Below are 12824 nucleotides of genomic sequence, written 5' to 3'. Positions count from 1 at the left end.
TGGTGCGAAGGCGCTAGCGCCACCTTTTGAGTCAGGGGGCGGCGGATTGTTTCCTCCTGAGTAATAGTCGGAACGGTGGTGAATCTGTCTTGAAGAAAACTCATGTTCCCTGAAATGAGGTCTAGGCCTTATGGTCTGCCATTCCGACAGAAGGTAATGCAGACAGGTCATTTGACTCATAACTACCTGAAAAACAACAATATTGCATCGTAATTTGTAGCCTTTCGATAAATGTTTTTCTCAGGGTCGAAGGCTATTATACTGGGTATGTCGTCTTTCGAATCCTCTCGCGAAGCCGGAGTCATTGATGGTCAGAACGCACACGCTTGTCGAGTACAGGCTCAAGGAGTTTGAGCTTGAGCAGGCCTTGCGCAACCTCAAAAAGCAGCAGGAAGAGCTCGATTACAAGCTGGACGTAGAGTTTTACCATAAGCTTGAAGACCTGACCGAGCGGCATGGATACAGCATGACACAGGTGTTTGATTTGTTGATGTCACGGTATGAGGGGTCAGCTGCGCAAGCGAGTGGCGCCGCCGGGGAGCTGAACGCGAGAACCAACACTGCACTTCTGGAAATGATGCAGCGTCTGGAGCCAAGACGTGATTCATTGTTAGAAGACGTAGATTGCAGGCCAGATAAGTCTACAACTGGATGTTCCGCCGAATCAAAACATAACTCTGAGGTGTATTCGAAGTCAGATCGAAATCCGACTCAGGAGAGTGGGTCTTCTTCCCTTAACGGTCGCAGTACTGAGCATGATCTCAATCTGGCGACTGATGTGGAAGATAATGAATCTAAGGTCGGAGAAAAGTCTCATGACTAGTGTGGAAGAGTTTATCGAGCTTAGCAATAGAATAACAATGGAGTATGAGGCGATTGCGCCGCTTCTGCGTGATCCTGAAGTTGTTAAGGTTGCACGTTTTTTGGCGGAGCTAGATAAATTGGCCGGGGAATATGATTTCAGCTCACTTGAAATAATGGCGCTGATAGATCCTGGCCGTGCACTGCAACTTGGTGACTCTAGATTCAAACTAGCCAAGACGCAAAAGCGTGGCAAGCGTGCCGTTCGCCAGTGAGTCCAGCCTGCGAACCCCAAGCGTCGCAGCCTCGGCCATTGCAAAGCCGCGGCAATGCTGACTTCACCTGAGTCCTGTCACATCCCGCGGCCTCATTGACCGAAAGCCAAAAATGCACCTGGCTGGCGGATGCACTCTAACCCTCCAATCATCAGCACCCTCTGCGCGCTGACGACGTCAGTCAGGATCGCGCCAATACCTGCTTACTGTCATTTTGTTCACACCCAGATTTTGGGATGTCTGTGCCTGACTCAGCCCCTGAGCTTTGCATTCCTGAATCGACGCCCTCAAGGCCCGGTCGATCACGCGGCCGGCGGGGCGGGTGAGCAGCTCGGCACCGCTCAATTCAGCGCGGGCAGCAGCCAAGATGCCTTCGGCCTCTAAGGCCTTCATCTGTGCGGCAAATTTTGCTATCAGATCATCGACTGTCAGGTCTTCTTTAACCGCAGTGACCGCTCCAATGAGGGCGAGGGTACTGACGCCGAACGCCTCCGACAAATCCTGCAGCTTGTCTAACGTTGGGCTGGACTTTCCATGTTCGAGTTGACTCAGGTACTGACGATTGCTCCCTTCGGGAATTGACTCCTGGGTCAACCCTTTCTGAGATCGCAGCGCGCGAAGTATCGCGGCGAAAGGCACCTTCATCGACACAGGTATTCCTCAAAAGCGAGGATGTAGCCATGTTGTGCCGTAACACTCTACCGTATATAGTAGTCGTATCGTTACGTCGTAGGCGCGTGACTCGACCTACCTCAGGGAGGGTCAGGCAGGCGGGTGAGGGCAGCGGTTCAGGGCGACATCTCTCTACCAGATATCAATTTAGCCCTAAACCGTCGATTGCGATTTTTATCCTCTAGCTCTGGGCAGACTGCAGAGCCCAGGTCAGCAGGGGTTACGTCCGGGTCAGGGCAATTGCTGCAGAGGCGGGATCTTGAATAGGAGTTCAGAGCGTGAAGTCGGTAGCGCTAGGCTCCCGCAGTCAGTGTGCAGCAACGGAGCTGCGTCGTTTGCCGAGAGGCCTGGATTTGTGCGAGGAACCACTAGTGAGCAACACAGCATCCCCAGATCCTCCGGCATTCACGATCAAGACTGTCGGGGCGACGATGATTGACCTCCCCTTCAACAGGATGCCGACGGTCATCCAAAAGGCGAAGGCTGCCCTACCTGAAGATGACGTGATGGGATTGACCCCGCGTTTACCAGCCCATACGTCGCCATTACTGAGGCGGTTTCACCGCAACGGTTACCTGGTGGTATAGGAGTACACGGGCGGGCTTCGTGGATGCCCATCAATTACTTCGGTAACAGTGGCATCAGCCCATTTTTCGAGCTGCATTGAATACTGGACGTCATGCTGGTACGGATCGAGTGAACTGCCATGTCTACAGACTATGAATCTTTGAACAGCTTGCAGACCGCCGCGGAGGTCAAGCCAACCTCAATCCCCGCAAGCGTCGAGCGTGCTATGGGTGTGCGGTTCGAATTTCCGGCCACCGCATACATGTGCTGTGCGAGGGTAGATCACGAAATCAACTGCCTAGTAGGTGTGGTTTACCAAGAACAACGCGGGCGTTTTCGAGATGGCGCAACCGTTCGGACGTCCTCGCTTCGTCGACGGTTTGAGAGCCACGGATATCATGTCTTCGAAACGAGCAATGGCAGTGCATATGTCGTTTGCGAATGGGCGCCGGATGGATTTAGCCCACGCTTTTCTGGCGTACGCCACTAGCCATCCGGCATACGGATCCACACAGGTGAAGCTGTTATGACCCCATGGATTATCAATGCACTCGAAACCAGCAGCTCATAACGGTGCCCGTGCGAAGGTCAGACAGGTGTGGAAACGCTAAAGCCGTACAACCTGTAAATCACATCGAAACACAGCAAATTCCCAAGTGACCGACTGATGAAGCTACGAATTTACTCAGACCTGCATAACGAATTTCACCGCTTCGATCCGCCGACCGTCGATCCCGACGTCGACTTGGTCATCCTCGCTGGCGACATAGACAAAAAAGCCCGCGGCGTGAGATGGGCAAATGAAACATTCCAGTGCAAGGTCGCTTATATATGCGGCAACCACGAGTACTACGACGGCCATATCGACAGGACACTGCGCAAGATGAGGGATGCCGCAGAGAGCCACGTGCATGTCCTAGAAAATGATTCACTCATCATCAATGGCATCCGCATCTTGGGCACCGCAGCGTGGACGGATTTTTCCTCAACGGGCGACCAACTGGCCGCGAGCAGGATGGCTTGGCAGTGGGTGAATGACTTCAACTACATCCGCGCTGATGCGGGATATCGACGCCTGAGACCCGATGACCTCGTCACTCGCAACCATGCTGCCAAGGCCTGGCTGGCCGAGCAGCTTGCCCAGCCTTTTGCAGGCAAAACCATCGTCGTCACACACCATTCCCCATCGCCCTTGGTGGTCGGTACCAAGCATGATGGCCATCTCAATGCGGCGTACACAAATGACTGGCCCAGGATGATCGAGCAGGCGGATCTCTGGATCTTCGGGCACACGCATCAAGCGGTGGACGTCGAGCTGGGCGGGTGTCGAGTGATCTCAAACCCGCGGGGATACCCCAATGAAAACACAGGATTCAATCCTCATCTTGAGATCGATATTTGATGTCTGCGTCCACTCGGAAACGCGAATCCGGCAACCTTGGAAATCCCGTGACCTGTAATCCAGAAATACCTCTAGAAGTTGTCCAGGCAAAGGCCATTGATTGGGGCGTCACAGTAGACGCATACCTGCTTGGCGCGGCCAGGGTCGGGCAGCGGTATGCCGCCCGGGTGTTCAGTGACATGTCCGGCGTAAGCGCTGACGGAATGACAGTGGCCACCCCACCCTTGGAATTGGTCGAAACCAAGTCTGGATTCAAACTGATGCGTTGTCCGAGCAGCAGCGACCACTTTGTGATTGTGAGCGAGCAGCGCACCGGTGACCAGCGATGAGCACCAGCCTTAGGATTCCCAGTGAAGTTCTTAAAGCTGCTGAGCTGAAGTTCAGCACTCGAATTACAGGTTTCCTGTGGCAGCCATTTCCCCGGGGCTGGAGCCTGGCGGGAGAGCTATATGGCGACTTGAGCGGCCGCTTTGAAGAGGGTGGCATGATCCAGACCTCAGCCATCATGGAGTTGAGGTGGGAGCATGGTTACGCGCTTGCCTATACGTTTTCGGACAGCTGCTATGTGCTTGTGCGACCCATTGATAACTGGGACGAGAAGCTGAAGAAACTGTTCATCCATGAAGCACCCGAAGGATCGGAGGGTTGATGCGCCTGCTACCTATTGCCGAAGCTATAGCCCTGGACGGTGAGCCCTTATCCGGTGCTTCTCCCTCTGAAATTGAGATTATCCAGAACCTGGTGAAAGAAACCGGGAAGGCCGCCTGCGCCGTAACGGCCTGGGTGATCATCGATGTCATTGACACCAACTCAGCACCGATCATCGCATCAGGGAAGCATCCAGTCGTGATGTTCAATCACAGCGTTTTATTGCACAGCACCGGTGAATATCAGCAGGGTGAGCGCATCAAAACTGGGTACGCTGTCTCGTTCGATGGTCGAGGTATCTTCGAAACCGAATCCACCGTCTTCATACTCATGGGCGATGGCTATCGGAGGTCAGCGTCTATCGAGGTGCTGGACGCGATTGCGCCTAGGTCATGGCCAGTATGACAACAGAGGGGTATTTGCGGGCTTGGCTCATGGAGCCAGTCGCCACCTGGCGGAGGGAAGATCGGTAGCGCAAGGTCATAAGGTTGTGCGGATGTCGGAGATGCCCAAGCTCGCGATTGTCACCCCCGATCAACAGCTCAAACGCATCGATCAGTCATTCATGCGCTCCATCCTTGACTACTGGTGGTGAGATTGCCTCGACGCTACTTCATTGCGACGGATGCATGCACCATCAAAACAACGGCCGGCCAAATGCTTAGGGTTAAACACCGATCCGTATCATACATCGCATCTGTTGAAACATTTTGTAGTCAAGTTACCGACTTATGGCAGCTTGAGTAATGGCGTTTCGCCCTCATTTTGCTGATGTGCGCGGCCTTGTTCCGTATTGAAGAATGTAGTGAGCCTCTGCCGGCATGGCGGGTCACTCTGACCGATTACGTCCATGGCGCTGCCATCTCCAACCTCATGAGGCGTAAACCGATGGAACAGAAATATACGATTGAGCGTTCGCTCCTCAAACGAGGCGACATCATCCTGACTGCAGAGAACACGTTAATCAGCAAGGGCGTGCGAGTGGGTACCGCATCGCGATACTCGCATGCATCGATTTGGGTCGGAGGGACGCTGATCGAGGCGGTGCAAGCTGGTGTCTTCTCTAAGAACCCGCAGAGAATCATGCTGGATAAGCAGAGTCACTGTGTGGTGCTTCGGAGCCGAAAGCCTCTGGCAGAGGAGGAGCTCGATCAGATCTGTCGCTATGCACACACCCAGATTGGCTCTTTGTACGCTTTGGATGAGGCGACCCTCGCTCTTCCACGGCGCTTGATGAAGCTCGAGTCAACCAAAAAACAGTTTTGTTCACGGTTGGTTGCCTTAGCCTATGCACAGATCGGATACGACTTCATCAATCTGAGCTCCCCTCACTACTGCACACCGGGCAAACTCGCAAGAACGAAGGCTTTTGAGGTGGTGCCAGGGATAATTCGTGAAGCCCTGCCCGGTGAGGTCGAGTTTGCGAAAAAACACGACCCCAATAAGAAGAACGCGGATGATACCTTCGAGTGGTTGGCTAAGGTCAGAGCGCTGGTCAAATCCAATCCAGAGCTTAATGCCGCGTTCGACATCCAGACAGTAAATGATGTCGATGAACTTCTCGTTAAGCGGCCTGAGCTCGATGAAATCGTGGTCGGCTTTCTGCACGAAAATGACTACCTCACTTACTACAACCATGACGTGAAAGTGAACACATACCGGTACAACCCGGACTTGATGACGTTGATGGTACGGGGTGCCGACGACCCAGTTCGCTTCATCGAGACAGAGCTCCAGAAAGAATACAGCTTGGCTCAGCGCCATTCGCAGAACATTGATAACAGCATCCAGAACTACCTCTCGACTGGGCTGAACTACGTGATGGAGCACCTCAAGCTCTATCAAAATCTCATCAATGGTGTGTGGGTAAGGCTCAAGCACATCGCTATCGCATCCGAAGCCGTGGGAATTGCACAGGTTGCGAATCGTGCTCGGGAACTGATGTCGGAGATCGAGGGGCCGATGGAGCGGGGTATGACAGTGATCAAAAATCCTCGAGTTGGACAGCTAGCGAAAATGGCGCTTTCTAAGTAGGTGGGTTAAGCGGTGGCCCGCTGCTCTTCAATTGGTATCTGCGTTCTGGTATCTCGAAGATGTAGTGACGCGGCGGGCCAGTGAGATCAGGCAAATGCTACCGCGTCAGCCCGTGCCGGCCTGATTCACGTAACGTAGTGGGTCGGGCGCCTACGACTCAGGCATCCAATGACTTCAGACGGAGAGGCCCTGAACGGTTGAGTTGCGATCCAACATCGCTATCCTGTAGGACTAGGCGCTGGTAATCCATTGGCATTGGCCATTGCTGCTGTTCGTAACCTGATGCGAACCGCACATCTATCGAATCGACGCCTGACGCCAGGGGAGAATGAATTGGACATGGATGTGGACGCTCTAGTCCGGGAGGCTGTAAGCGCCATCTGGTCACTTGGCACACTGCCAGGAGGCGGACTCTGGAAAGCACCTGAGTTTATTCAACTGAAAAAAGCCTGCGGCGAAAGATATGAGCACGGCAAAGACACTTTTGGCCTGACATTCGCGCTGGATCATGCGCTCAAATCTCTAGGCCTTCCGTGCCTGGCCAAGAAAGGTACTCACACTGGCGCGCTTGATTCAGCCCAAGCCTATACGCAGCTACACGCGGCTTTCACACGCAAGACAACCCGCCGTCGTTACATATGCCCCCTTGATTTGGCCGAAATCATTCCAACGCTTGAGTTTGGCGATGCAAAAGTCGGGCATTTCACGGCTGCTCAGTTGGATGAGCTCTTTGATAAACCGCGGTTGGCGAGGTACTACCCCAATCTGTCGTTAGACTCAAAACGCTTCTCACAATTTCATTGGTTGATCGTGGAGCAGGACGAGGCTGTGGCCGATAGCACTGGCGGCCGTTCTATGCCCAGCTTCTCGATGATGATGACTCGTGATTTGGGCGAGATCGACCCTCACGAAAGTAGATATCCCCGGGCGGTTGAGCATGCGCTTTTTTTCCTACTTCTGGCTCCGTGGGAAGAATGGTCAACCATGACAGAGGTGGATTGGCGTGGGTTTCGAGTACCGTGGATTTACCAACTGGATGACGACTTGTTTGTGGCGCCTTCTGAGCCCCGAAGCCCGGATTCCCTGTCATGGGAGCCCAAATTTTTCCAAGACGATTTAGGACAAGTCGAAGAAGTTGAGGGGCCGGTGGAGTTGAGGCTGGCTGATGAAGCCAGTCAGCTGCTGTTGGGGCGAAACCAAGAGCATTGGTCTGAATTCCAAGCCGCGCTCAACACCAGCTTGTTCGATACGCCAGTTATTCACTTCCTGGTGCGGGCGTTCTTGGCTAACGGTATCGATGAGTTCATGGCCCACCTTACCGTCGTTGAGGCGGCGCTGGGACTTAAGAGCGACTACCGGCGCAAGGAACGGTTGAATCATGCGGGCAAGGGGCCTACGGAGCGAGTAGCACTGCGCCTATCCGCGGCCTTGAATGATCCAGGTGCGGCGAAGATTTATGAACACCTCTTCGACCTCAGAAGTGCGTTCATTCATGGGCGGGGCAGGCTGGAAAAGATCTCCACTGTTCAACGTGTGCAAGCACGAAGAGTTGCGGCGAAAGCTGCCTGGGCTCTAGTGGAGCTAGGACGCGAGTCGGGTAAATCGCGAGATGAGTTGCTAGCCGACTTGCTCGACCGCGGGGTACAGCTCGCTGCCGATCAGCAGTAAGCGGATATTCGTTGCATTCGTCATGTTGCGAGGCTTCAGGTTGCGATCTTATGTTTCCCCCCCCGGCTTATTACAGGGTAGATGCTATGTACTCGGCAGAAGTCTGCAGGCGCATCTGGAATGTTGTATCGCGATCGAGCTCAAAGCCTCCCCTTGAGGTTTGGCAGGATGGCGGTCGCGTATTTCCACATCGAGGTGCCTGGAATTGGCGGTGTGACCGCCCCCCTTACCAGCCCTATCCGGTGGTGAAGGAAGATCAAGTGTGCGAGGGGGTTTTAACTGGTGGGCGTCCAGTGGATGATGCGCTAACCCTATGCAGTCTATGGCGAGACCTCCGTGCCCATATCCACAATCGTATACCTGGATAGCAACGACTACTCGACCTTGAGCGAGTCCGCACTCGACGAACGTTTAGAGGGATTGAGGTCGAGGCTGAAAGCACTGCGGTCTTTACCAGATGTCACATTCGCTTTTTCGGCCGCGCACATTTCTGAGATGGCGCCTGTCCAGGATCAGTATGCTGAAGCAGGCGTTCGCCGGACGTCACTCTTGGTAGACCTATGCGGGCGGAACGCAATGATCTCGTTCGACAGGTTGATCAAAGCGGAACTGACCAATCTTGTGTCAAAAGGATCAGAACCCGTTCAGGCCATAGATACGAACGGTGAGTGGTTTCCCGATTTCGGCTCTCTGATAACTCCAGTCGATGCTTTGGATATCGCTGGTATCGTGAATAAAGCAGGGCAGGATTCGAACCTCAATCGTCAAGCTCGGCGCGTCCTGAAACGCCAGATGATCAACAAGAACGGTAGCCCTCGCAGCACGCTGGATCAGATGCTGCAGCAGGACGATATTGCTCAGGCGCTGGAGCAATTCCCAATGCGGGACGCAGATGCCCGGATTCTGATGCAGTATGTTGTGGGTTCTGCCACTCGGGCTCAGGCCAATACTGCATTCCTGGAAAGCCTGCGCGACCCAAGCTTCATGGCTCGATGGTTCATCAACCATCATGCAAAGCTAGGTGCGGTCGGTGCCTGGGTGCGTGATCCGGCCCAAAAACTCATCAATACGCTACAGGCCACATTAGCCGAATGGTATACGCGCCTAGCCGGTCTTGACGATGAGAACAGGCGTGATGCGTTGCGGTTCTTCAATGGAACCAAGTGGGCGCGCACGGTTGACGAAAATCTGCTTGCGACTGCCAACCGACTTCTGGGTGAGATCCTGCCCGCTGCTGGGGTCTGTAACGATGTACGTCAGGTGGAAAAGTACTGCCCGGGGCTGACGATAGGTATACGCACTTTCTACGAATCACTGCGTCGCTCAACGGGCGATAATCCCCGAAAGCTCATGAACAGCGACTTCGTAGATGCCGTTCACGCCATGTATGTGCCTTACGTTTCGATGTTCAGAGCAGACAAGTACATGGCGTCAATCATCGCGCCGCTTGCAAAGCCTTGTGGGACGGCGGTCTACTCAAAAATTTCTGAGCTTGTCGACGCGCTTGAAGCCATCTCAGTAGACGATCGCACCGAGCGGCCCTAGCACTCGCTGGGCTCATCCCGGATAGCCCGCATGCGATATCAGCAAACCGCTGAATCTTGGTCGAGATAGAGCAGGCAGGGCTAATACAGCTGCGAGACAATTAGGTATCCTGCGACATTGAACGAAGCTGCCCCTGCTGGAGCTAAAGCCCCTCGCAAGACGCCTTCGATCCCAACGAACAATGAAAGGTTGAAGCCCCAGCGCAGATCCCAGCTATCCGTTGGCGGCGATTCGAAAACAAGGAGTTCAACATGGATGTAGCCAGACGTATCACCGACCTGGATGTCATGACCCAAATTTCTGCGGAATGCAGAGGTATGTACTCCACCGCGCTTGAAGTGCTTACGCTTTATCCCGACTACGCATTGTCCACCTTTCGCAAGCTGTTGGAATTGATGGTCGGCATGGTGGGAGCAAAGCATCAGTTGAACTTCGGTAACCAGGATCTTTGCAGCCAAATCAACCACCTTCACGAATGCCAGCTCATAAGCTACGCGGCAAAAGACTATTGTCACAGAATCCGGCTGTGGGGCAATCAAGCCGTCCATGCCCCCTCACAGGTGGCGGGCGCGAAGGAGCCTCATGAGTCTTCAAAAGCCCAGGTTGGGGACGTTGAAACGGGCAAAAAAGCCCGGCAGGTATTCATCGCCGTGTTGGACGAATTTCACAGGCTGTTAGTCAGCAAGTCTTCAAGAATGCTCATCGTGCCTGCTGAGGTTCCAGACCTGGTACCGGGCCAAGTCATCGGGAAGGCGATCGCCGAGGAGAACTCCTTTGACGTGAAGATGCAAGCCGGTCTTGTGCTGGAAGCTGAGTGGATGAACGCTTGCGGCCGAGGAGGGCTGATCTCCACCCGCGTTAGTGCCGAGCATGCCAAGTCTCTTAAGGCTATGGCCATTGAGATGTATCGCTGTGCCTGTGAGGTCAGTGCTCGCTTGGACTCGATGTCTATGGTCTCCATCACCATGGAGGGTGGGTTTGAAGCCTTGTGGTTGCGACAGTCAGATACCGAGGCTCTCTTTCGTTTCGGAAGCCTGGCCTACACCGCTGAACCTGTTACTGATATGGAACGGCTTGCAGTGGCTGCGATCAAGGAGGCTGCACACCGCAGACACCCTCAAGCTTGCGTGTATTACGGAGACTATCTGCGGCAGGTTGGGGAGTTTGGTGAGGCGGAGGAGATGCTGACTTTCGGTGCAACTTCTGAGCAGTCACAGGCCTACCTGGGCTTGTTCTTTCTCTACAGCACAGCGGAATCACCTTGCTACTCTCCGGAGAAGGCTATCGACATTCTTGAAAAGGGAGTGTCCCGCGACGACCCAGATTGCAAGTTTCAGCTTGGAGTCGCTCTTCATGATGGGGAATTAGCGGCTCAAGACAAAGCTCGTGCCCGCCAGCTGCTTACCGAGGCTGCCCATCAGGGTGTGAAGCGCGCTGCCGCATACCTCAATCTCGTTGTTGACGATACCTTTCAGCGACATCTTCAGATGGTGGGGCTGTCACTTCTGGCCAGCGTCGATTCTGAGCGAGACAAGTACAAGTCATCGGTCATTGGCCGTAATGACCCTTGTCCATGTCAATCAGGTTCAAAATACAAGAAATGTCACGGTCGGTAATTGATGTCTGCCTAGCGTGATAGTTGAGTTACTCTGCAACCTGCGATGCCCTGTGGATTCTCAGCGCTCCGATGTCACTTTTCACACAGAACTTTATTTTTGAGTGTGCTTGTTCGAGGCACGTGGATCAGGTGGTAAGGCCAAAACAAACTCACGCTGAGCGGCCAAATCGCGTGCAATTGCATAGAAACCAAGTGAGCTAAAATCAACTGCCTGGTCGCTCAGAACGCTCAATACCCGCGGGAGGACGTCCAGCGGTGGATCATGCTTAGCCAGCCCATGTGAGCGGAGAGGGAGACGAGCCTGGTTGCGTCGACGCGCCCCAAACGGCTTATATTCCGTGTGCTACCACTGATCCTATCGTCAAGCATGGCGCCGTCGGAATCGAACGTACATTTCACATTCTGAAGCTGATGAGCTCATCCGTGAGGCGACGCATCTCCCGGGCTGCATGGGAATCGGGGGCAATGTCGGCCAAAGAGTGGAAATAGCCATAGCCTTCCATGAACGCCTTATCCTTGTTAAAAATCTCGATTGCGACCCTGTGGGCTGCCGTCAGCTCTGTTGTAAGGGTGGGCAGCTCCAGTTCTTCGATAGCCTTAAGGATGGTCTCTCGACGCCGAGTATACGCATGCCGAGCATCTTCAAGCTGCGCTCGTAGCGAGTCATCCAAGGTCGGCAGATCGCCGACGTACTCTTCCAGCTCTGGACTGACCGCACCTACATCGTTGTTCGTAATCAGGCCAAAATATACGGGCGATGTTTCCCGGCACCTGATGCGTCGCAATGCAGCCGCAAACGCGTCTGCGCTTTGGATAGACATGAAGCAGTGGCTGTCGAGAACGATCGCAACGAGATCCGCGTATCGACGGATCAGCTCAATGTCTACGTTTACGTCGATCAGAACGTAGTCGTACCGTGTGATAAGCTCGGACAGCTTTTCGGTAGCCTTCTCCTTGTGTTCGACAGTCTCAATAATGTGGCCGTACAGGAATTTGGCATCCTCACGATCTTGCGGAGGAGCGAGGGTCACATTGTCCCGGATTTCTTTCTTCATCCGCTTGATCGCCGCAGGGAAGGTGATCAACTCACGCTCATCGTAGAAATCGATTTTACTTACCAAACTAGCAGGTTGGGGAGACCTTCCAGCACCGCGCATTCGGCGATAGACCCCATCGTCGGTAACAATTGCAACCCGGTAAGAAAGGTCAACCAAGCAGGCCGCAACGTTTACCGTTAGAGGCGATTTCCCAACCCCGCCCTTGTACGAAGAAATGGATAGCGCTCGTCCTAGTGGTGCTGGTGCTAGCAGCGGCTTCAACTCTTTAGGCATGTTAAGGCCTGCCCTGGCGAAGAAGCTCCAAAGTGCAGCCGGAGAGGGAGATCGGGTCGATCCCTTGTCATTCAATGTTTCCCATGAGCGCCAAGTACGCGGATCTACGTGTGCCCACCGAGCAGCGTGTTTGACCGAAATATTGGCTTTTTTGCGAAGCTTTCTGAGCTGTTTGCGCTGCTTGTCGTTCATCGCTGCACTTACCTGATTGGTCTGGAGCCTCAGGTTAGCGAAGGATGGGTGATGAAGAAATTATGAGCATT

The 12824-nt window shown here is 53.9% G+C and carries 11 protein-coding genes; 9 read left to right on the top strand and 2 right to left on the bottom strand.

The window, feature by feature from the left end; translation table 11 throughout:
- The first annotated feature begins 307 nt into the window (after positions 1–307).
- Both ALO43_RS25135 and ALO43_RS25130 read left to right on the top strand, forming a co-directional pair.
- Positions 308–823 (top strand): hypothetical protein, encoded by a 516-nt coding sequence (locus tag ALO43_RS25135; RefSeq protein ID WP_054998296.1) that lies wholly within the window; start codon positions 308–310, stop codon positions 821–823.
- Positions 816–1076, top strand: coding sequence for a hypothetical protein (locus tag ALO43_RS25130; protein ID WP_054998295.1), 261 nt, complete (start codon positions 816–818; stop codon positions 1074–1076). Before ALO43_RS25135 ends, ALO43_RS25130 begins: the two co-directional genes overlap by 8 nt.
- 177 nt (positions 1077–1253) lie before the next feature.
- On the opposite strand, the gene ALO43_RS25125 is transcribed toward ALO43_RS25130, so the two are convergent.
- Positions 1254–1721, bottom strand: a complete 468-nt coding sequence (locus ALO43_RS25125; RefSeq protein ID WP_054998294.1) for a transcriptional regulator — start codon at positions 1719–1721, stop codon at positions 1254–1256.
- Positions 1722–2982: 1261 nt separating this feature from the next.
- Here ALO43_RS25125 and ALO43_RS25120 point away from each other — a divergent pair.
- From ALO43_RS25120 to ALO43_RS30500, 7 genes are all read left to right on the top strand, one after another.
- The gene (locus tag ALO43_RS25120) at positions 2983–3717 is read left to right on the top strand and encodes a metallophosphoesterase (protein WP_054998293.1); all 735 of its coding nucleotides are present in this window, start codon (positions 2983–2985) and stop codon (positions 3715–3717) included.
- Between the two features lie 325 nt (positions 3718–4042).
- Positions 4043–4366: a hypothetical protein gene (locus ALO43_RS25110; protein WP_054998292.1), complete on the top strand. Its 324-nt coding sequence runs from the start codon at positions 4043–4045 to the stop codon at positions 4364–4366.
- Positions 4366–4770, top strand: a complete 405-nt coding sequence (locus ALO43_RS25105) for a DUF6957 family protein (RefSeq protein WP_054998291.1) — start codon at positions 4366–4368, stop codon at positions 4768–4770. The genes ALO43_RS25110 and ALO43_RS25105 overlap by 1 nt, the downstream gene beginning before the upstream one ends.
- A 378-nt stretch (positions 4771–5148) precedes the next feature.
- Entirely contained in the window at positions 5149–6399 is a 1251-nt protein-coding gene (locus ALO43_RS25100; protein WP_162235628.1) for a YiiX/YebB-like N1pC/P60 family cysteine hydrolase, read from the top strand.
- Positions 6400–6648: 249 nt separating this feature from the next.
- Positions 6649–8067 carry a hypothetical protein gene (locus ALO43_RS25095; protein WP_147461998.1) on the top strand — a complete coding sequence of 473 codons (1419 nt, stop codon included), beginning with the start codon at positions 6649–6651 and terminating at the stop codon, positions 8065–8067.
- A gap of 576 nt (positions 8068–8643) precedes the next feature.
- Entirely contained in the window at positions 8644–9612 is a 969-nt protein-coding gene (locus ALO43_RS25090; RefSeq protein WP_147461997.1) for a hypothetical protein, read from the top strand.
- 251 nt (positions 9613–9863) lie between these two features.
- Positions 9864–11228, top strand: coding sequence for an SEC-C metal-binding domain-containing protein (locus tag ALO43_RS30500; RefSeq protein WP_054998287.1), 1365 nt, complete (start codon positions 9864–9866; stop codon positions 11226–11228).
- A gap of 397 nt (positions 11229–11625) precedes the next feature.
- Here ALO43_RS30500 and ALO43_RS29615 read toward each other — a convergent pair whose 3' ends face one another.
- On the bottom strand, positions 11626–12753 hold the full coding sequence (locus ALO43_RS29615) for an AAA family ATPase (RefSeq protein WP_083492247.1): 1128 nt from the start codon (positions 12751–12753) through the stop codon (positions 11626–11628).
- Positions 12754–12824: the final 71 nt, after the last annotated feature.

The sequence above is a fragment of the Pseudomonas tremae genome, from assembly GCF_001401155.1.
In the GTDB taxonomy this organism is placed as follows: Bacteria; Pseudomonadota; Gammaproteobacteria; order Pseudomonadales; family Pseudomonadaceae; genus Aquipseudomonas; species Aquipseudomonas tremae.
Note: the sequence above shows the minus strand (reverse complement) of the source record. Positions and strands in the feature narration are given on the sequence as shown.